The sequence below is a fragment of the Dokdonia sp. Dokd-P16 genome (assembly GCF_003095655.1).
Taxonomy (GTDB): Bacteria; Bacteroidota; Bacteroidia; order Flavobacteriales; family Flavobacteriaceae; genus Dokdonia.
Window position 1 is genome coordinate 2,271,211 of sequence record NZ_CP029151.1, and the last position, 22,366, is coordinate 2,293,576.

The 22,366-nt window shown below is 37.5% G+C and carries 16 protein-coding genes; 12 read left to right on the plus strand and 4 right to left on the minus strand.

The features are described 5' to 3' along the window. Positions 1-71 precede the first annotated feature (71 nt). From rpoC to DCS32_RS10325, 8 genes are all read left to right on the plus strand, one after another. A complete protein-coding gene (rpoC, locus tag DCS32_RS10290) occupies positions 72-4,373 on the plus strand; it encodes a DNA-directed RNA polymerase subunit beta' (protein ID WP_108878176.1) in 4,302 nt (1,433 codons plus the stop codon). Positions 4,374-5,026: 653 nt separating this feature from the next. Continuing rightward, positions 5,027-8,629, plus strand: a complete 3,603-nt coding sequence (locus tag DCS32_RS10295) for a CheR family methyltransferase (RefSeq protein WP_108878177.1) — start codon at positions 5,027-5,029, stop codon at positions 8,627-8,629. Between the two features lie 7 nt (positions 8,630-8,636). After that, entirely contained in the window at positions 8,637-10,844 is a 2,208-nt protein-coding gene (locus tag DCS32_RS10300; RefSeq protein WP_108878178.1) for an ATP-binding protein, read from the plus strand. Next, positions 10,844-11,251: a response regulator gene (locus DCS32_RS10305; RefSeq protein ID WP_108878179.1), complete on the plus strand. Its 408-nt coding sequence runs from the start codon at positions 10,844-10,846 to the stop codon at positions 11,249-11,251. The genes DCS32_RS10300 and DCS32_RS10305 overlap by 1 nt, the downstream gene beginning before the upstream one ends. Positions 11,252-11,253: 2 nt before the next feature. Further along, on the plus strand, positions 11,254-11,799 hold the full coding sequence (locus tag DCS32_RS10310) for a response regulator (RefSeq protein ID WP_108878180.1): 546 nt from the start codon (positions 11,254-11,256) through the stop codon (positions 11,797-11,799). 350 nt (positions 11,800-12,149) lie between these two features. Beyond that, complete coding sequence (locus DCS32_RS10315) at positions 12,150-12,470, plus strand: DUF3467 domain-containing protein (protein WP_108878181.1); 321 nt, start codon at positions 12,150-12,152, stop codon at positions 12,468-12,470. A 108-nt stretch (positions 12,471-12,578) separates the two neighbouring features. Further along, a complete protein-coding gene (locus DCS32_RS10320; RefSeq protein ID WP_108878182.1) occupies positions 12,579-13,154 on the plus strand; it encodes a biliverdin-producing heme oxygenase in 576 nt (191 codons plus the stop codon). A gap of 104 nt (positions 13,155-13,258) precedes the next feature. After that, entirely contained in the window at positions 13,259-14,275 is a 1,017-nt protein-coding gene (locus tag DCS32_RS10325) for a helix-turn-helix domain-containing protein (RefSeq protein ID WP_108878183.1), read from the plus strand. On the opposite strand, the gene DCS32_RS10330 is transcribed toward DCS32_RS10325, so the two are convergent. Together DCS32_RS10330 and DCS32_RS10335 are read right to left on the minus strand one after the other, a co-directional pair. Then, entirely contained in the window at positions 14,272-14,568 is a 297-nt protein-coding gene (locus DCS32_RS10330) for a putative quinol monooxygenase (RefSeq protein WP_108878184.1), read from the minus strand. The genes DCS32_RS10325 and DCS32_RS10330 overlap by 4 nt on opposite strands. Then, positions 14,565-15,401 (minus strand): S-adenosyl-l-methionine hydroxide adenosyltransferase family protein, encoded by an 837-nt coding sequence (locus DCS32_RS10335; protein WP_108878185.1) that lies wholly within the window; start codon positions 15,399-15,401, stop codon positions 14,565-14,567. Before DCS32_RS10335 ends, DCS32_RS10330 begins: the two co-directional genes overlap by 4 nt. Positions 15,402-15,585: 184 nt before the next feature. Between DCS32_RS10335 and DCS32_RS10340 the strand changes: the two genes are divergently transcribed. Together DCS32_RS10340 and DCS32_RS10345 are read left to right on the plus strand one after the other, a co-directional pair. After that, positions 15,586-16,542, plus strand: coding sequence for a PhoH family protein (locus tag DCS32_RS10340; protein ID WP_108878186.1), 957 nt, complete (start codon positions 15,586-15,588; stop codon positions 16,540-16,542). Between the two features lie 112 nt (positions 16,543-16,654). Continuing rightward, the gene (locus DCS32_RS10345; protein ID WP_204161821.1) at positions 16,655-17,605 is read left to right on the plus strand and encodes a phosphoribosylaminoimidazolesuccinocarboxamide synthase; all 951 of its coding nucleotides are present in this window, start codon (positions 16,655-16,657) and stop codon (positions 17,603-17,605) included. Positions 17,606-17,690: 85 nt separating this feature from the next. Here the strand turns inward: DCS32_RS10345 and DCS32_RS10350 are convergent, their stop codons facing one another. Next, on the minus strand, positions 17,691-18,770 hold the full coding sequence (locus DCS32_RS10350) for a DNA topoisomerase IB (RefSeq protein WP_108878188.1): 1,080 nt from the start codon (positions 18,768-18,770) through the stop codon (positions 17,691-17,693). 106 nt (positions 18,771-18,876) lie between these two features. Between DCS32_RS10350 and DCS32_RS10355 the strand changes: the two genes are divergently transcribed. Further along, positions 18,877-20,268 carry an alanine/glycine:cation symporter family protein gene (locus tag DCS32_RS10355; protein WP_108878189.1) on the plus strand — a complete coding sequence of 464 codons (1,392 nt, stop codon included), beginning with the start codon at positions 18,877-18,879 and terminating at the stop codon, positions 20,266-20,268. A 122-nt stretch (positions 20,269-20,390) separates the two neighbouring features. Here DCS32_RS10355 and DCS32_RS10360 read toward each other — a convergent pair whose 3' ends face one another. Further along, positions 20,391-22,019, minus strand: coding sequence for an acyl-CoA carboxylase subunit beta (locus DCS32_RS10360; RefSeq protein WP_108878190.1), 1,629 nt, complete (start codon positions 22,017-22,019; stop codon positions 20,391-20,393). Between the two features lie 161 nt (positions 22,020-22,180). On the opposite strand from DCS32_RS10360, the gene DCS32_RS10365 reads away from it, so the two are divergent. Beyond that, positions 22,181-22,363: a CAL67264 family membrane protein gene (locus DCS32_RS10365; protein ID WP_013749842.1), complete on the plus strand. Its 183-nt coding sequence runs from the start codon at positions 22,181-22,183 to the stop codon at positions 22,361-22,363. Positions 22,364-22,366 lie beyond the last annotated feature (3 nt).

Here is a 22,366-nt window from a genome sequence, read left to right on the forward strand (position 1 = left end):
TGAGGTTCCGCTTTCGCGAAAGCGTAACAATAACCATTCACAACAATAATTAATTCGACATATACAGAATTATGGCAAGAAATAATGATAATGTACAACAGCCGAAGTTTAATGCTATCTCGATCGGTCTTGCGTCTCCAGAATCTATTCTAGGGGCATCAAGAGGAGAAGTTTTAAAGCCGGAAACAATAAACTACCGTACGCACAAGCCAGAGCGTGACGGGTTGTTCTGTGAGCGTATTTTTGGTCCTGTAAAGGACTATGAGTGTGCTTGTGGTAAATATAAAAGAATACGCTACAAGGGGATCGTATGTGATCGTTGTGGTGTTGAAGTAACAGAAAAGAAAGTACGTCGTGATCGCGTAGGGCACATTAATCTTGTGGTTCCTGTTGCACACATTTGGTACTTTAGATCGTTACCTAACAAAATAGGTTACTTACTTGGTCTTCCATCTAAGAAATTAGATATGATCATTTACTACGAGCGTTACGTGGTTATACAACCAGGTATTGCAAAGAGTGAAGAGGGTGAGGAGCTTAACAAGATGGATTTCTTAACAGAAGAGGAGTATTTAAACATACTTGATAGTCTTCCTCAAGAAAACCTATATCTTGATGACGAAGATCCAAACAAATTTATCGCCAAAATGGGTGCTGAATGTTTGATCGACCTTCTTAAAAGAATTGATCTTGATGAGCTTTCTTATGAGTTACGTCACAAGGCAAATAATGAGACGTCTAAACAACGTAAAACGGAAGCGCTTAAACGTCTTCAGGTTGTAGAAGCACTTCGTGATTCTAACAAGAATCGTGAGAATCAACCTGAGTGGATGATTATGAAGGTTGTACCTGTAATTCCACCAGAATTACGTCCACTAGTACCACTAGATGGAGGTCGCTTTGCAACATCAGATTTAAATGACCTTTACCGTCGTGTAATCATACGTAACAACCGTCTTAAGAGATTGATGGAAATCAAGGCTCCTGAGGTAATTTTACGTAACGAGAAGCGTATGCTACAGGAATCTGTAGATTCACTTTTTGATAACACTCGTAAGTCATCTGCAGTAAAAACAGATTCTAACAGACCATTAAAGTCTCTTTCTGATTCTTTAAAAGGTAAGCAAGGACGTTTCCGTCAAAACTTACTTGGTAAGCGTGTGGATTATTCAGCACGTTCTGTAATTGTTGTTGGACCTGAGCTTAAATTGTTTGAATGTGGTATTCCTAAAGGAATGGCTGCAGAGCTTTATAAGCCATTTGTAATCCGTAAGCTTATTGAGCGTGGGATTGTAAAGACAGTAAAATCTGCAAAGAAAATAATAGATAAAAAAGAGCCAGTGGTTTGGGATATTTTAGAGAATGTTCTTAAAGGACATCCTATCCTCCTTAACCGTGCTCCTACGCTTCACCGTCTAGGTATACAGGCATTCCAGCCTAAACTTATTGAAGGTAAAGCAATACAGTTACACCCATTAGTATGTACAGCATTTAACGCCGATTTTGACGGTGACCAGATGGCAGTACACTTACCATTGGGACCTGAAGCGATACTTGAGGCGCAGCTATTAATGCTTGCTTCTCATAATATCTTAAACCCTGCAAACGGTGCTCCAGTAGCAGTACCTTCTCAGGATATGGTATTAGGTCTTTACTATATGACAAAGGCCAGAAAATCGACTCCAGAATTTCACGTAAAAGGAGAAGGAATCACTTTCTACTCTGCAGAAGAGGTAAATATTGCCTACAATGAAAAGCGTGTAGATATTAATGCTATTATTAAGATCCGTGCTAAGGATTTTAATGAAAATAAAGAGCTTGTTTACAAGGTTATGGAGACGACGGTAGGTCGTGTTCTCTTTAACGAAGCTGTGCCAGAAGCTGCTGGATATATTAACGAAGTACTGACTAAAAAGTCTCTTCGTGATATTATTGGTGGTATTCTTAAAGTGACTAGTGTACCTGTAACAGCAGATTTCCTTGACCGTATCAAAACGATGGGTTATGGATTTGCATTCCGCGGTGGACTATCATTCTCTCTTGGAGATATTATTATCCCTGCAGAGAAGCATGCTATGATTGATGAAGCAAACGAGCAAGTTGAAGGTATTACTGGATCTTATAACATGGGTCTTATTACTAACACAGAGCGTTATAACCAAGTTATTGATGTTTGGACATCAACAAACGCGACTCTTACGGAGCTTTCTATGAAGCGTATCCGTGAGGATCAACAAGGGTTTAACTCGGTGTATATGATGCTTGACTCTGGAGCACGTGGATCTAAGGAGCAGATTCGTCAGCTTACTGGTATGCGTGGTCTTATGGCAAAACCTAAAAAATCTAACGATGGAGGTGGTGCTATTATTGAAAACCCTATTCTTTCTAACTTTAAGGAAGGTCTTTCAATTCTTGAGTACTTTATCTCTACGCACGGTGCACGTAAAGGTCTTGCAGATACCGCTCTTAAAACGGCAGATGCAGGTTACTTAACACGTCGTCTAGTAGATGTATCACAAGATGTTATTATTAATAGCACAGACTGTGGTACGTTACGAGGAGTAGAAGTAGGAGCTCTTAAGAAAAACGAAGAGGTTATTGAATCTCTAAGTGCACGTATAATAGGTCGTACATCTCTTAACGATGTTATCAACCCACTTACTAATGAAGTGATAGTTGAAGCTGGGGCAGAGATAGACGAAGATATAGCAGATCTTATAGGTGCTGCACCAATAGAAACTGTAGAGGTTCGTTCTGCGCTTACTTGTGAGGCTAAGAAAGGAATTTGTGTGAAATGTTACGGTCGTAACCTAGCAACCAATAAAACGGTGCAAATGGGTGAAGCTGTAGGAGTAGTAGCAGCACAATCTATTGGAGAACCAGGTACACAGCTTACACTTCGTACGTTCCACGTAGGAGGGGTAGCAGGAGGCGTGTCTGAGGATTCTAGTGTAACAGCTAAATTCCCTGGACTACTTGAAATCGAAGATCTTAAGACTGTAACTGGACAAGATAACGAAGGAAACGATGTTCAAATCGTAATCTCTCGTACATCTGAAGCAAAAGTATCTGATCCAAAGACGGGTATCACATTAAGTACAAATACAATTCCTTACGGTTCACAAATATTTGCCAGCTCTGGTGATAAAGTGAAAGCTGGAGATGTAATCTGTAAGTGGGATCCATTTAACGGTGTAGTTATCTCAGAATTTGCTGGAAAAATTAAGTTTGAGTCTATTGAGCAAGGTATTACATACCGTGTAGAAACAGATGAGCAAACAGGTTTCCAAGAAAAAGTAATATCTGAATCTAGAGATAAGAAGAAGATACCAACATTGATTATTGAGGATAGCAAAGGAAACGCGCTACGTTCTTACAACTTACCAGTAGGAGCTCACCTTATGATTGATGATGGAGACAAAATAAAAGAAGGTAAGATTCTTGTAAAAATACCTCGTAGGTCTGCAAAGGCTGGCGATATTACAGGGGGTCTTCCACGTGTAACTGAACTGTTTGAAGCACGTAACCCATCTAACCCGGCAGTAGTATCTGAGATAGACGGTGTGGTTTCATTCGGTAAAATCAAACGTGGTAACCGTGAGATAATCGTAGAGTCTAAGCTTGGAGAAATCAAGAAGTACTTAGTGAAGTTATCTAATCAGATTCTTGTTCAAGAAAATGATTATGTACGCGCAGGTATGCCACTTTCTGATGGATCTGTAACACCTAATGATATTCTTAATATCAAAGGGCCGTCTGCAGTACAGCAGTACCTAGTAAACGAAGTACAAGAAGTATATCGTCTACAAGGGGTGAAGATTAACGATAAGCACTTTGAAGTTGTTGTGCGCCAGATGATGCGTAAAGTACGTATACAAGATCCAGGAGATACTATCTTCCTAGAGAATCAATTGGTACACAAAGCAGACTTCATTGAAGAAAATGATGCAATGTACGGTATGAAAGTCGTAGAAGACGCAGGAGAATCTGAGAGCCTTAAACCAGGTCAACTCGTTTCACCACGTGAGCTTCGCGATGAAAACTCTTTACTTAGAAGAGAAGATAAGAATCAAGTTACAGCTCGTGATGTAAGTCCAGCTACAGCTTCTCCTATCCTTCAAGGTATTACAAGAGCATCGCTACAGACTAAGTCATTTATCTCTGCAGCATCATTCCAAGAGACAACAAAAGTATTAAACGAAGCTGCTGTAAGCGGTAAGATTGATCACTTAGAAGGTCTCAAGGAGAATGTAATTGTAGGTCATAAAATTCCAGCAGGAACGGGAATGCGTCGTTACGATAATATACTCGTAGGAAGCAAAGAAGATCTTGAGAATATGATGACTGAAAAGCAAGAAGTAAATTACAACTAGTATATAGTTTGAGTTTTTTAATCTTTTAAGAAACAAAAGCTTTAATAATGTTTAAAACCCGTTCAGCAACGCTGAGCGGGTTTTGTATTTTAATATGACTAATCATTGCTTAGATTAGGTTTGTTTTTTCGTGTCAGGAGAAATACGCATTAGATCATTTATGCTTTCGCGAAAGCATTTAAATTCTAACATTTTATAGTTGCATTAGAACGATTTCTATGATCTCATACATCGCAAATGGTGATTAGTATTTACCACTATTTCATGCAATGCTACTATCTTAATGTGAAAATCCTGTTACCAAATTACTTGCCGAAGAAGTAAGAAGATCTGAAAGAATTTCCAAGTGTAATGAGCAATATGAAGGACTTATATATTTCTCAATCTAGGCGTTACTAGACGTATCTAGTACTTGCAGTTACTAATTTGACTTTTAGCCTTTTCATTTATATAATTAGACTAGAACGTGCTGTATTGAACAAATATTAAACACTTTTAATCAAAAAATTAAGGATTTCTTTTGATTTTCATTTAACATAAACAAAATGTTAAAATTTAATCGTAAATTTATTAAACAAAACTTAATTTGAGATACTAAGCATACTTTCGATTACTTTTTTTAGTAATTTTTTTAGTTTTAAACCCCTACTTTTTTGAGAAACGCACAAAATAACAAGCATATTATTATAGCTGTAGGAGCCAGTGCTGGCGGCCTAGAGGCACTTAATGCTTTTTTTAATAATGTAGTAGAAAATTACGATTACAGTTATATAATTATACAGCACTTGTCTCCAGACCATAAAAGTCTCATGGCCGAATTGCTGTCTAAAAAAACAAATGTTCCTATTGTTGCGGTTACTAATGACTCTGAAATAAAGAGAAGTCATATCTATGTGATACCTCCTTCAATGAATCTTATTATTGAAAATGGGCACCTCATATTATTAGACAAACCAGTAGCCAAAACGCTCAATCTTCCTATAGATTTATTCATGAGTTCCCTTGCAGAAGCTTATGGAAAGGAAGCCGTAGGCGTTATATTGAGTGGTACAGGTAGTGATGGTACAAAAGGCGTGCAAGCTATCAAAGAACATGGAGGAGTCGTACTTGTACAACAACCAGATGAGGCTAGCTTTGATGGGATGCCTACAAGCGCTATAAATAGTGGTGATGTAGACTATATTGTGCCTGCTGGAGAAATGATAGATGAAATACATCGCTATTTTAATAATGAGGACGCGTTTAATTTTAAGGATGATATTTCTACAGAAGATAATGAACGTTTGCGTTCCATTTTAAATATCCTTCATACTAATACAAATATAAATTTCAATTACTATAAGCGTCCTACAATTCTGAGACGAACAGAAAGGCGTATGCAAAACCTTAAAATGGGTAGTTTTGATCAATATATAGCATATCTCAAAATTCATCCAGAAGAGGTTTCTGTGTTATATAAGGAGTTTTTAATAGGTGTTACAAAATTTTTTAGAGACACAAATGCGTGGAATTTACTAGAAGCGGAGACCATACCAGGTATTGTAAGAAATAAAAGGGATGGAGATACTATAAAAGTTTGGGATGTAGCTTGCTCTACGGGAGAAGAGGCATACTCAATGGCGATGCTTTTTCAAGAAGAAATAGATCGTCAGGAAAAGGATGTAAAGCTCAAAATATTTGCTACAGATATTTCTGAAGAGCACATAGCACTTGCATCTCAAGGAGTTTTTAGTAATACCATCGTTCAGAGTGTTTCTCCTAGTAAATTACAGAAGTACTTTGTTAAAGATGGGGAAGAGTATAAGGTTACTAAAGATCTTAGAAAGAAGATTATTTTCTCTAATCATGATATTTTAAAAGATCCTCCATTTAAGAATATGGATATGGTCTCATGTCGTAATCTTTTGATTTACTTAAAGCCAGAGGTGCAAACAGCCGTATTGCATACATTACACTACGCATTAAAGCTCAATGGATTTTTGTTTTTGGGTTCAAGTGAGTCTATAACTGCACTGCGTAACTCCTTTGAGACAATCAATGGGAAACTTAAGATCTTTAAGAATATACACCCATCAGAGAGATTGCATAGTGAGTTACTTACTTCGAATGCTGATAAGAGTAATTTTATGCTTTCGCGAAAGCATAAAAAAACTGTAACTCAAAAGAAAGAAACATTTACCAGTGATATTAAAATGAGTATAAGCAATGTGCTTTTGTCTCAATTTGATACTGCTAGCGTATATGTCGATGCAGATTTTAAGGTACTTGATGCCTTAGGTTCTTTTTCTAAGTATGCACAATTACCAGAAAGCGGTTTTTCTTTAGACTTACTAAAGATGCTTCCTGATAATTTAAAAACCGCAGTAAATTCGGCTGCGAGAAAAGCAAAGCGTTCTAAAAAAGACTTTATTTACAACGATGTGATTACCCCAAAGGCAGGTGCCGATACTGTTGTTAATGTATTGGTAAAGCCTGTTTTCCAAAACAACACGAGTGACTGTAACTACGTAGTCACCTTTATTGAAAAGGAATTAAATCCAGACTCAGCCGTAGCACGAGGTACAATGAATCTTGCAGTAGCTCCAGACGAGCGCATTAAAGACCTCATAGACGAGATAGAAGAAACAAGGGGAGAGCTTAAAAAAGCGCTAGAAGATGCAGAGACTAGTAATGAAGAACTACAAACGCTTAACGAAGAGTTGCTTGCCTCAAATGAAGAATTGCAGAGCACAAACGAGGAGTTGCAGAGTGTAAATGAAGAATTGCATACTGTAAATGTCGAGCATATTGAAAAAATGGACGATCTCGCATTGCTTAATGCAGATATGGACAACATCCTTAATAGTACTCAGATAGCCACGATCTTTCTAGATAGGCAACTTACAATTAGAAAATTCACACCTTCCATACAAGAACATTTCAAGTTGATGAAGCAAGATGTAGGGAGACCTATAGATCACTTCTTAACCCAGTTAGGGACAGGAAAAAAATCGTCACTTAGAAGTAAGATAGAGACAGTGATGAGTACAGGTGAGGTAAATGAAACGCAAATAAATAATAAAAACGGAAAATCTTACATAAGACGTATTTCTCCTTTCTATACAGGGACTAATAAAATAGAAGGATCTGTAATCACCTTTGTAGACATTACAAAAACCGTGGATTCACAAAAGAAATTAAAAGAAAGTCAGCAGAAGTTTAAGGATTTTTATGAAAATGATCCAGTGATGCACGTTAGTGTAGACCCTTCCACAGGTCGTATTGTAGAGTGTAATAAAATTTTTATTGACACTCTTGGCTTAAACTCTAGAAGTGAGGTTATAGGTAGGCGTATATTTGATTTCTACACAGATGCTTCTAAGGCTAAAGGCCTCGGGCTTCTAGATGAGATTCAAAAAACTGGAGTGATAGAAGGTGAGCAAATGATCCTTGTAGATACAGAAGGTAACGAGATTCCTATTATACTTAATTCTGAGCTGGTGATCCCAGAAGAAGGTAACTCGTACTCGCGTTCCACCTTAATAAACATATCAGATCTGCAGCGTGCACAGCAGTTAATGTATGATAAGAATGAAGAGTTACAACGCATTAATACAGACCTAGAACAGTTTGTATCTATATGTTCACATGATTTACAAGAACCTTTGGGCACGATACGTTTTAGTAGTGATGTTATTCTTAAGAAATTTGGAGATGATCTAGACCCTAAGGCTGCCGAATACTTGGGTTACATTTATGGTGCAGCAGGTAGAATGGCAAACCAAATCAAAGGACTTCTAGAACATAGCCGCATAGGGCAGGAACTAGAGCGTACTGAAGTAGATGTTCAAGAATTACTAGAAATCGTAAAATACGATCTCGGTAAAAGGCTGAGAGAGTGCGGAGGTAAAATACACCTTAGTAAAATGCCTACTATCCAAGCGTATAATACGGAGCTGAGATTATTGTTCCAGAACTTAATAGGTAACTCACTTAAATATTCAAAGCCAGATGTAAGTCCTGTAGTGCGTATTTCATCTTTTGAAGATGAGGGGTACTGGACTTTTGTGATCAATGACAATGGTATAGGTATAGCAGAAGAAGATCTTGATCAGGTTTTTAAAATTTTTGGTCGAGCATCAACCCAGCATAAATATGAAGGAACTGGTGTTGGTCTTGCACACTGTGAGAAGATTGTAAAACTTCACGATGGCTCAATATGGGTAGACTCTCAATTAAATGTAGGTAGTACATTTTATTTCAAAATTAAAAAATAAGTGAACTATGGGGAGCCCTTCTTCTTTATATCCAAAAAAGATAGATCTAACTAATTGTGATAAAGAGCCTATACATCTCATAGGTCGCATACAATCTCATGCGATGCTTTTTGTGATAGATAGCTCAACTTTCGAAATCTCACACATATCTGAAAATGTGATTTCTACGCTTTCGCGAAAGCGTGAAGAGTTTTTTTCTAAGCGTCTTGAAGATGTATTGGGACAAAATGGTACGCTTATAGAAACATATATAAAAAGTGAAAATAAGACTTCTTTAGAAGTAACTATTGATGATAAGCGTTATGTAGTAGTCACTCACCACAACAATCAATTAGTATATATAGAATTAGAACCTATACAACAGCAAGAAAGTGCTCAATACATGCAGCGCCAGTTATCTGAGATTATATCAGATTTAAGTCAAGCTGTTTCTGTCTCCGCAATGTGCGATAAAACGGCAAGACTCATTAAGAGTTTTACTGCTTATGATCGGGTAATGATCTACAAATTTGACGAAAACTGGAACGGTAAGATTATATCTGAGGCTCGTGAAGAGCACCTTGATAGCTGGATAGGCATGCATTACCCAGCGACAGATATACCGCAACAAGCACGTAAACTGTTTTTAAAACAAGGCGTGCGTATTATTGCAGATGTTGCATCACAAACGGTTCCCGTTTACGCAAAGCTCAGTACAGAAAATGAGCCATTAGACCTAGGTCTTTGCGAGTCTCGGGCTTCGTCTCCCATACACATAGAGTATTTACAGAATATGAAAGTGGGAGCAACGCTCACAGCAGCAATCGTGAGTGATGGAGAATTATGGGGTTTAATAGCGTGTCATCATTATAGTCCAAAGTTTGTAAACTATTACCAAAGACAAACAGTTAAGTTTTTAACCCAAGTATTTTCTACGCAGCTCACGTTAAGAGCTTCAAATGAAGTGCTCACTCGTATTAATGCAACCTCTGCTATACGAGCTACGCTTGTAGAGCAAATGAGTGATGGATGGGACGTGGCAAGTGGTTTAACACAGAAGTCTACATCAATGCTTACTATTACAGAAGCCTCGGGTGGAGCGGTTTTTTTAGAAAATAACGTGTCCACTGTAGGAGAGGCTCCCAGTAATGAAGAAATTATAGCGCTTATAGACTGGATATATGATACCCAGGTGGGTGATATATATACCACTCAAAATATTGCAGAAGAGTATGATAAGGGGTTGGCTTTTACCCAAATAGGCTCTGGAGTGCTTTGTGTTTTTATTGCAAAAGGTGAAAAGGATTGTCTTCTCTGGTTTAAACCAGAACTCAAACAGGTCATTGCTTGGGGAGGAAATCCAGAAAAAGCGATGGAAGAAAAGGCGCAAAAACTAAGCCCTAGAAAATCTTTTGAAAAATGGAATAAAGAGCAAGTAAATACATCGCTTCCTTGGAAAGATTATGAAATTGCTTCTGCTCAAGCACTCAAAACAAGTATTTCAAATATTATAATAAGTAGGTATCAAGAGGTGAAACTCCTTAACGATAAACTTAAAGAAGCTTATAAAGAGTTAGAATCTTTTAGCTACAGTGTTTCTCATGATTTAAGGTCTCCTTTGCGTGGTATAGATGGTTTTGCACAAATTATAAAAGAAGACTACTTTGATACGCTAGATGAATATGGTAAAAAAGCTGTCCAAACTATAATAGACTCTACAAGTAAAATGAACATGCTTATAGATGATATTCTTGCGTTTTCTGGAATAGGTAAAAACCAGATATCTATGGGAGTTTTTTCTATGAAAGATTTAGTAGAAGAGGTAGTTGCGTTTTTGCAAGTAGATGTGAAGTATAAAGATGCTCAATTTATTATTGATTCAGGTCTACCTGATGCCTTCGGAGATCGAGGGATGATTTTTCAATTGCTTAATAACCTTCTAGGTAATGCCCTTAAGTATTCTCAAATGGTAGAAAAGCCTATTATAGAAATAGGTTTTGATAGTAGTGAGTCTCCTTCGGTGTACTATGTAAAGGATAATGGGATAGGTTTTAACAATAAGTATAATGAAAAAATCTTTGGAGTTTTTAACAGACTTGTAAAGGACGAGTTTGAAGGTTCTGGGATAGGTCTTGCTATCTCTCAACGTGTGGTAGAGAAACATCAAGGTCGTATTTGGGCAGAGGGCAAGATAGATGATGGAGCCACATTTTATTTTCAATTACCCAATAGATAATGAAAGGACTTATTGTATCTGTAGAAGATAATGCCACAGATAGTGCATTAATGAGTCGTATTTTTGATAAAGAAATGCCACTTGTTGAAGTTCGCTTTATAGATGATTCCTTAGAAGCTCTATCATGGTTTAAAGCTTATGATGATGTGAGTCGCATACCTGATCTTATATTATTAGACATAAAAATGCCTAGATTAAATGGTTTAGACCTCTTAAAGGAAATAAGAAAAATAGAGTTATTTAAATATGCACCTATTGTTATGATGAGTTCGTCAGATCAAATAAGTGATAAGGATAAGGCTTATCTCAATGGAGCAAATAGCTACCTAGAAAAGCCAAAAAATTATGCTGAACTAAAGGAGCGAATCCCCGTTATCGCCAAATATTGGTTAACATTAAATAAATAATTATGTCAACAGAAGTACATATACTACTTGTAGAAGATACAGACTCAGATGCTGCACTTATCACAAGGCAAATTCACAAGTTAGATAATGCATATAAAGTGCAAGTTGTTGATAATCTTGCAGATTTTGAAGTGGCAATTAAGACTTTTAATCCGCAGCTTATAATTTCAGATTATAATTTGCCTACGTGTACTGGGATGGAAGTGCTAGATGTTGCTAGAAGTAAGTCTCCTACTGCTACCTTCTTATTTGTAACAGGTACTCTTCAAGATGAAGAACTCGCTGCCGAAACTATTTTAAATGGTGCAGACGGCTTTATTTTAAAAAGACACATTAGCGTACTTGCTTCTAAACTGGCTCCACATATAGATAAAATTAAAAATAGACCTGTCATTGTGCAAAACACGAGAAATCGTATTAAGCAAAGTACAGATCTTGTAAATGATATAAAGGAGTATATGGAGGACATTAATAGAGAAAATATCTCTCATCAAGAGCGGATAGCCAAAATAAGAGAGCATCTTGATAAGATTAAAAGCTCATTGTAATACTAAGAGAATATCCTCCTAAGAAGCAAAGAGGGTTCTTATAGGTCTGATGCATAAAAATTAAAACGTAAATTATTACTAGTATATCAACTTAGTTTTTTGATAAGAAACAAATTTCTAAAAAAGTTAAAAAACCCGTTCGGCAAAGTTGAATGGGTTTTTTAATACTTGAAAGTCAATTTTTTATAAAAATATTAAGTTTTAATTAACGAATCTCTAACACTGTGATGCGGATTTCCGCTTTCGCGAAAGCAAGGCAATTCTTACCTTTCCAGACTGCCTTATAAAGGTAGAATAAAGACTAAATCAATCGAATAGAGAGTACTACTCTCATTATAATACACGCCCACATGGCTGAAGATAAAAAAACTCAAAAAAACCAAAAACAAATAAATATAGAACTGGATGAGGCTGTTGCTCAAGGCACGTACTCAAACCTGGCAATAATAAATCATTCTGTTTCAGAATTTGTAGTAGACTTTGTAAATATTATGCCTGGTACGCCTAAAAGTAAGGTGAAGAGCCGCATCATATTAACACCGCAACATGCTAAAAGACTTGCTAAGGCACTTGCAGAAAACGTAAAACGTTTTGAGAATGCACATGGTGTTATAAAAGATTATGAGAGACAACCTGTTCCATTAAATTTTGGACCTACAGGTCAGGCTTAATTTTATTTAATTGGTATAGTTTATGATGAGTTAGTTAATTCTCTACTAACTAGGTTATAAGCGTAGTTAAATTTAATACATGAATAGTTTACTTATAAAAACATCCCTATGATTTTAGAAGCACTCAAGAATGGAACAGCATCAATTCACGATGCGATAGAAAAAAACAACTTAACTAATTTTATAATGGATGGTTCAATTGATCAAAATCAATATGAAACATTGTTACGTCATAATTTTAAAGTATATAAAGCTGTCGAAGATTTTATAAATGGTCGCTACGAAATGTTGCCACTAGGATTAAAGTCATTTGCAGGTTATGAAAAGACGAATGCGTTAGCTAAAGATATTACAGCGTTTTCAAGTATGCCGCTGCCCGAGCCTATGAGCATATCAGGAGCTAGAGATGAAGCAACCTTAGTGGGAAAACTTTACGTTATAGAAGGATCTATGATAGGAGGAATAATGATGAGTAAGAAGCTTCAATCTTGCAGTAATCTCTCTCACATAGAGAGACATCATTTTTTTAATGGAGACGTAAACGAAGGTTTGTTGAGGTGGAATGAATTTAAAGAAGCTGTTGATTCTTTAGACTTTAATTATGAAGAAATTAAAACTGCTGTAAAAAGTGCAAAAGCTACGTTTAAGCTGTTTAAGAAAGCCTACAAGAAGGAGCTCATCTAGCATTCACATATAATTATGCTTTCTGGTTAAAGCAGGGTTAAATGCAGTGTGTTTTATTTTTTATAAGAATATATTTCAGACCTTCATAATCATTAAATGGAGATATGAAATCATATAAGCTTAAAATAGAACAAGTAGACGACTTTGTACCAGAAATTGCAGATGCTTTTGGGGTCAATTACACAAACAACTTTGGGGAGTTTGCAATGCAAATCCCTACTCATTTAGGTAAAGGTTTCATAAAAGGCATTAATTTTCCTAACGGTATCGGTCTTCATATCATTAACGGTGATATGGTAGACGATACCGAACTTTATTTTGAGAATAACGGAATGAATTCCTTGCGCTTTATTTATTGCATGAAAGGGGAGGTGGGTCATAAATTTTCAGGAGATTCTGAAGAAATGGCTATTAGAAGAGCAGAGCATCTTATCGCAGCGCCTAGGTATAATGAGGATCAAGTCTACATTATCAAAAAGGAAAAGCCTGCAATTATTTGTTATTTAGAGCTCAATAAAGCAAAATTCCAAGAACAGCTTTCCTACGATTTATCAAAGGTAGATGAAGTCTATTATCCGCTCTTTGCAGATGTTAATGCACTGACCCAAGTGTGCTACAAAGGATATTACAGTTTACAAATTTCAGATATCATAGATGATATCTTGACCAATGATGATGAAGGTCTGGTAAGAACAAATTATCTTGGAGCAAAGGCATTAGAGTGCACCTCATTAATGCTTAAGTTATTCAAAGAAGACTCACTCGAAGGTAACAAGCGCACGACGCTTAGGTTATCAGATCTAGACAATATTGCAGCTGCTGTTCAATATATAGAAAATCATATATCTGAGCTTGTAACCATTCCAGAAATCGCCGAAGTGGTAGGCATCGAGACCTACCGATTACAAGATGGATTTAAGCGCAATTATGGTATGACCGTAAATGATTATATCAAGGAGTTTAGACTTAAGAGAGCTTTGACTATGCTCACCTCAGAAGATAAAAATGTATCTGAAGTAGTGTATGCACTTGGCTTGTCTAGTAGGAGTTATTTTTCAAAAATATTTAAAGAAAAATATGGAATTAGTCCTTCCTCTTTGAGACGAAATCCAGAGATTTAAAGTAGTTTTTCTAGAGATGAAGTAGTCCAAGCTTCAGGCTTTGCACTAAACTTAGTTTTCGTTTGTGCCCAGATACCTTTAAAAAGTTCTGAGTTACGATAATTCTGTAGCGCTTCGTCAGATATCCAGTGACTGTGAGTAAAGAAAATACAGGGATCATCTTCACCACGTAGTAGCTCTAAATATAAACATCCATTAGAGGCTCTAATTTTTTCTTTTACCTTCTCAAAATTAGCTAGAAAAGCTGGTATCTCGCTTTCGCGAAAGCGTAATTTTACAAGTCTTACAATCATTTATCTATAAAATTAATCATCACAGTATCTCTATAATTGAGGCCAAATAAGCTAGCAGCACTTCCTACAGTACTGGGATTGCTTTTATAAATGGCAAGTTCCACATATCCGCCAGAATTAAATACAGCTAGCTTTTTACCTTCTTCTTCACGTTTAGATTTGTCAATCGTAAAGTTAATGGCATCACTGTACTGATTATGAATTTTTGAAATGTCGGCACCTCTCGCTTGAAGTCTGTAATCTCGACCCTTACCTACCTCATCAAATAGCTTTTTTGTGATATTGCTTATCACATTTCCATAGTTGTCTATGTAAATGACATTTCCAGAAATTTGATTTCGTGAGGTATTTATTACTGGTGAGATTCCCGTAAGTTGTCTTATAGTTTCTATGTTTTTACCTATAACTCCTAAGGTTCCACCACGTGCAATATGACATGCAGTTTTTACAAATACATCAAGAACAGTAAAGTTAGTTTGTGTGCGGTCGTGAATGTTTATTTCTACCTTTTCTTCAGGTATAATATCCTTAGTGAGGAGAGAAATAATACCATTATTTGCACATATAAAATAATGACCGTCTAGCTTTACAGCGATATGATTTGTCTCAGGAGTGAGTTCACTATCTACTCCTATAACATGTATAGTTCCCTTTGGAAAATTTTGATAAGCATTCTGAATAATATAGGCTGCTTCCATAAGATGAAAGGGAGATACATTATGCGAGATGTCTACAATGCGCACTTCTTCTAACTCTGAATAAATAGCACCCTTTACAGCGCCTGCAAAAGGATCTTTCTCTCCAAAGTCTGTAGTAAGAGTGATTATTTTCATCGAGTTATGAGTGTGTGCTTACTAGAAAGTATATAAATCTAATATAGTTATAAACTAAAAATGTTCATTATTTCTTAACTTAGAAAAGCGTGTGTCTTGCAATTGATGGTTAAAAAAGACGTATTTTAGTAGTAAACAAAGCTAAAATATTTTACGGACGTATCTCACATAATCTCTCTGCCTTTTGAACGAATTAATCTTAGAACTCTCAGAAATCAATCCGCGCGAATTTTTCGGTCAGCGTAACTCAAATATCGAACTTTTAAAACAGTATTATCCAAAGCTTAAAATTGTTGCTAGAGGTAACAAAATCAAAGCTTATGGTGATGAGGATCTCCTCGAAGAGTTTGATAGGCGTATGACGATGCTTATGGAGCATTTTGGGAAATACAATAAGCTTGATGAGAATTCTATAGAGCGTGTACTCACTAGTGTAAGTAAAGCAGATTATGAAACCCCGGTAGAAAGTGGTGACACACTTGTACATGGTGTAAGTGGTAAACTTATAAAGCCGCAAACTGCAAACCAGCGTAAACTAGTAGAGCTCGCAAAGAAGAATGACTTAACATTTGCCATAGGCCCAGCGGGTACTGGAAAAACATATATAGGTGTTGCTCTAGCCGTACAAGCTCTCAAAGAAAAGAGAGTAAAAAAAATTATTCTCACACGTCCAGCGGTTGAAGCTGGTGAAAACCTAGGTTTTTTACCAGGTGATCTTAAGGAAAAGCTAGATCCATATATGCAGCCGCTATATGATGCGCTACGGGATATGATTCCTCATGAAAAACTAGAAACGTTTATTGAGAAAGGAGTCATACAGATTGCTCCTATGGCATTTATGCGTGGTCGTACTTTAGATAATGCCTTTGTAATACTTGACGAAGCGCAGAATACAACGCACGCTCAAATGAAAATGTTCCTTACTCGTATGGGACGTAATGCAAAATTTATGATTACTGGAGATCCAGGACAGATAGATTTACCTAGGAGAGTTACTAGTGGTCTTAAAGAAGCGCTACTTATTCTCAAAACCGTTGAAGGAGTTGGTATGGTTTACCTAGATGATAAAGATGTAGTACGCCATCCCCTAGTAAAGAAAATGATTGCAGCATATAGAGAGATAGAAAATAGAAATGACTAATATTTATTAGGCAGAGTGCTTTATTAAGCATTTAGAATTTTACTTTTGAAAAATAACTAATCGTGTTGTATGAATACCTCAAAAGGATTAATACAACCGTTCAAACCAACCTATAGTGAACACTATTACAGACACTAATTTTAACTTCCCTGGTCAGAAATCTATCTATAAGGGTAAAGTAAGAGAAGTCTACACACTCGAAGATGATTTATTACTTATGGTTGCAACAGATAGGTTAAGCGCCTTTGATGTTGTAATGCCTAAAGGAATTCCTTTTAAAGGACAAATCTTAAATCAGATTGCTACTAAAATGATGAAGGACACAGAAGACCTCGTGCCTAACTGGCTCGTGGCTACTCCAGATCCTAATGTGGCAATAGGGAAGCGATGTGAGCCTTTTAAGGTGGAGATGGTGATACGTGGTTATATGTCTGGGCACGCAGCTAGAGAGTATAAAGCGGGTAGGAGAATACTTTGTGGTGTTGCGATGCCAGAGGGAATGAAAGAAAATGATGCTTTTCCAGCTCCTATTATTACACCAGCCACTAAGGCAGAGATGGGTGATCACGATGAGGATATCTCAAGGGAAGATATTATTAAAAAGAACATCGTTTCAGAAGAGGATTACTTGGTGCTAGAAGATTACACACGCAAGCTTTTTCAAAGAGGAAGTGAGATAGCAGCATCTAGAGGGCTTATTCTTGTAGATACAAAGTATGAATTTGGAAAAACAGCAGATGGTGAGATTGTTCTCATAGATGAAATACATACACCAGATTCTTCTCGTTACTTCTATGCAGAAGGTTATGAGGAGCATCAAGCAGCTGGCGAAGCCCAAAAACAACTTTCAAAAGAGTTTGTGAGACAGTGGCTTATCTCAAATGACTTTCAAGGTTTAGAAGGACAGACGGTGCCTGAGATGACAGACGAGTACATTGAGACTGTATCAGAAAGATATATTGAGTTGTATGAGAATATTACGGGTGACGCTTTCGCGAAAGCGGATACCTCAAATATTCAAGAGCGTATCGAGAAGAACGTGCTCGCATACCTTGCAAAGTAATAGCATAGCATTCTAAAAACCTTAAAAGCCCTTTCGTTACGAAGGGGCTTTTTTTGTGTTACGCTTTCGCGAAAGCGAACTTATATCACTTACTAAAATCTAATTCAAACTTTGAAATCATTTGCAGTAATACCTCCTCAGTTTCTGTAAAAAATGATCTTGCCCCTTGATGAGCATCTACTTTTTTAAATTCAGCTACGATAGATCCAGACTCGTAGGCATCTACTATTTGAGGATGCACATAGTACTTTCGACATACATTGCGTGTGTTGCCTAGGGCCTCTGCCGCGGCATCAAAACCCTTGAGCACGTTAGATTTATTTTCTTTCTCATTATCTGTATATCCTAAATCATGCACCGTCTCAAAAAAGGTTTTTGTAGCTCCCCAAGTTCTAAAATCTTTTGCCGAAAATAAGGCGCCACTTAGCTCGTGTATGTAATCGTTTACCATTGTGCTATCTACGCGGTGCTTTTCACCATTTGCATCATAAAATTGAAATAACTCCCAGCCAGGTATTTCCTCACAACGGTTTACAAGCTTTGCTAGTTTCTTATTACGTAGCGTGATATCGTGCTTTTTGCCTTTTTTACCCACAAATTCAAAGCGGATTTTTTCCTTAGTAGTCGTCACGTGTCTGGTGCGTAAGGTAGAGAGACCATAGGTTTTATTGCGCTTTGCGTAATAGTCGTTACCTATGCGTATGTGAGTCTCTTCCATAAGTCTCAACACAAGTGCAAGTACTTTGCGCTTAGACATATCTGGAGCATCTAGGTCTTGATCTATGCGTTCTCGTAAATTAGGTAGTGCGTTTCCGAAATTGGCTAGTTTATAAAACTTAGTTTGGTTTCTAATTTTTGACCACAGATCGTGATAGCGGTATACTTTTCTGTTTTTAGCATCGCGCCCTACCACTTGTAAGTGCCCGTTAGGAGGATAGGCAATGCGCACTTTCTCCCAGTTAGGCGGTATCACAAGATTATTGATGCGCTCTAATTCTTTTTTGTCCTCAAGAGGCTTATCATTGAAATAATAATGAAAGTTTTTCTTCTTCTTCTTCCTTCTTATGTTGAGGTCTGCATCAGAGACATAAATAAGATTTGCTGCTGCTGCAGTTTCCTCAGGATTTCTCAGGATGTTCTCGATTTGGCTGGCGGTGAGTGTCATAAGAGTAAATTTAGTAACGAAAACAAATGACTGTTCAAAAATATATGTGAACGTTTTGGTAAACTGCTCTTAATTTTTGTTACTTCACCATATAAATAGACTTTGTATGCAATCACAACCATCATTTTACGATCAGGCTAATGAGCTTATAGCAGATTTTTCTAGCGCTATGTGGGGAATCCCGCTCGTATGCTTACTTATAGGTGGCGGTCTGTTTTTGCTCATCTACTCTCGGTTTTTACCGTTTAGATATCTAGGTCATGCCGTTGCAGTACTGCGAGGGAAATATGATGGAGAAAACGACGAAGGAGAGATCACACACTTTCAAGCACTCACTACAGCGCTTAGTGCAACTGTGGGTATGGGTAACATCGCCGGTGTAGCAGTAGCAATTGCTATAGGAGGTCCAGGTGCTGTATTCTGGATGTGGATGAGTGCAATAGTGGGGATGGGGACAAAATTTTTTACAGGTTCACTTGCTATTATGTACCGCGGTAAAGATAGCGAGGGTAAAACGCAAGGAGGGCCTATGTATTTTATCACAGAAGGAATGGGTAAGGCTTGGAAACCACTTGCCGTAATCTTTAGTATTGCGGGACTCGTGGGAGCATTGCCGGTTTTTAATGTAAACCAACTCACACAGGCGGTAAATGATATATTACTGGTTCCGCAGGGTGTTGAGGTGGGTTTCACCTCTAACTTGATTATCGGGCTCGTGCTTGTTGCTATTACGGCAGTTGTCATACTAGGCGGACTCGATCGTATTTCTAAAACTGCGTCAAGACTGGTACCGGCGATGGTACTTATTTACTTTGTAGCGGTAATGGCAATACTCTTTGTAAACATAGATGTAGTACCTAAGTATCTAGGTCTCATATTTACAGACGCCTTCTCTGCCGATTTTTATACGGGAGATAAACTGCTGGGTGGCGTGGTAGGTGGATTGATTCTATTAGGTATAAAACGTGGAGCGTTCTCAAACGAGGCAGGAGTAGGTACAGCACCTATGGCGCACGGCGCCGCAAAAACTGCAGAGCCTATCCGTGAAGGACTTGTGGCAATGCTCGGTCCAGCAATTGATACCATTGTGGTGTGTACACTTACGGCGCTTGCAATCTTAGTGACAGATGTATGGCAAACCAGTGATGCAAATGGTGTTACGCTTACGGCATCTGCTTTCGCGAAAGCGTTATCACCCGCAGGGAAATACGTATTATTGTTATGTATCGCCGTGTTTAGTATCTCATCGCTTTTCTCTTATAGTTATTATGGAACGAAGTGTTTGAGCTTCCTTTTTGGAGCGCATAACAAGAAGTATTATAACATCGCTTATATCGCAAGTATCTTGATAGGTGCTACCACATCACTTAGTATGATGATTAACTTGATAGACGGCTTTTTTGCCATCATGGCAATCCCTACAATGATTGCAACGCTTTATCTCGCGCCAAGAGTAATGAAGGAAGCGAGGAGATATTTTAAGGCTTTGAAAGAATAGAAATATTGATCGCTATTTTCTAAAGTTGGCCAACTGAAGAATTAATACTGTAAGACATAAAAAAAGCTAGATCATTTAACTTAATAAATGATCTAGCTTTTTATCTAATATCGTCTGTTCAATTATACTTGGATCACCCCAAGATTAAAAGGCTTCTCGATAGGAGCGTGGTCTGCAGCTTCGATACCCATGGAGATCCATTTACGGGTGTCTCGTGGATCTATGATGCCATCTGTCCAGATTCTTGATGCTGCGTAGTATGGTGATACTTGATCATCATAACGTGACTTAATACGGTCAAAAAGTTCTTTTTCTACCTCTGGTGTAATTTCTTTTCCTTGTTTTTTGAGCGAAGCAGTTTCTATCTGTAGTAATACTTTTGCAGCACTATTACCAGACATTACTGCAAGCTCTGCACTTGGCCAGGCTACTATGAGTCTTGGGTCATAAGCTTTACCGCACATTGCATAGTTTCCTGCTCCGTAAGAATTTCCTATAATAATCGTAAACTTAGGCACCACCGAGTTTGAGACAGCATTTACCATTTTTGCTCCGTCTTTAATAATACCACCGTGCTCACTTTTACTACCTACCATAAAGCCAGTAACATCTTGTAAGAATACAAGCGGTATTTTTTTCTGGTTACAGTTGGCTATAAAGCGTGTAGCCTTATCTGCACTGTCGGAGTAAATTACTCCGCCAAACTGCATTTCACCTTTTTTAGTTTTTACAAGCTTGCGCTGATTTGCGACAATACCCACTGCCCATCCATTAATGCGAGCATAGCCCGTAAGTATAGATTGTCCGTAGCCCTCCTTGTACTCATCAAACTCAGAGTTGTCTACCAGTCTGTCTATAATGTCTCGCATATCATATTGATCTGCTCGAGAAGCAGGCAGGATGCCAAAAATTTCTTCTGGATCTTTTGTAGGTTTTGCAGGTGCAATACGATTGTAACCTGCTTTTGTATAATCACCTATCTTACTCATTATTTTCTTAATGGTATCTAGGGCGTCTTTATCGTCTTTAGATTTGTAATCTGTAACGCCAGAGATCTCACAATGCGTAGTAGCTCCACCTAAGGTTTCATTATCAATACTTTCACCTATTGCAGCTTTTACAAGGTAACTTCCCGCGAGGAATATACTTCCAGTTTTATCTACTATAAGCGCTTCGTCGCTCATAATAGGTAAATATGCACCACCGGCAACACAACTTCCCATTACAGCAGAGATCTGTGTAATACCCATACTGCTCATTACCGCATTATTACGGAAAATGCGTCCAAAGTGTTCCTTATCTGGGAAAATCTCATCCTGCATTGGTAAATACACACCTGCACTATCTACTAGATAGATGATAGGTAGTTTATTTTCCATAGCAATTTCTTGCGCTCTTAGGTTTTTCTTTCCCGTGATAGGGAACCAGGCTCCGGCCTTAACCGTAGCATCGTTTGCAACAATGAGACACTGCTTTCCAGATACGTAACCTATTTTTACAACCACACCACCAGAAGGGCAACCGCCATGTTCTTCATACATACCATCACCTGCAAAGGCAGCAATCTCGATACATTTATCTGGATTATCTACAAGGTAATTAATGCGCTCGCGCGCCGTCATTTTACCTTTTGCTTTATGCTTATCTATTCTTTTCTGGCCGCCACCTAGTTTTACTTGCCCTAGGCGTGTGCGCATTTCTGAAAGAAGTAGCTTATTATGATCTTCGTTTTTATTGAATTTTAAATCCATAAAATGTGTGTGTGCTTGAATGTTTTTCTGTCTATAAAGGTAAGTATTGTAGCACAAGCTTGAAATGAGAATTGTAAAAATTACCAGCTACCCAAATTCCAATAAATAACCGATATTTGTAGCTTATCTTATTTAATAAGATTTTCCCTAAAAATTAAACTATGGGTATGAATAAAAATACCGTTCTGGCTTGGGCCACTTTTATAATGATTTTAGTAGGCTTAGGACTTATTGCTCTAGGCGTTTTTAGATATACTGATGTAGCCGGCTGGGGTTTTGCATCTGTGGGTATTGGCTTTTTTGCTATTGCTTGGGTATTTAATGCCCTTAAGGGTCGTGTATAATGT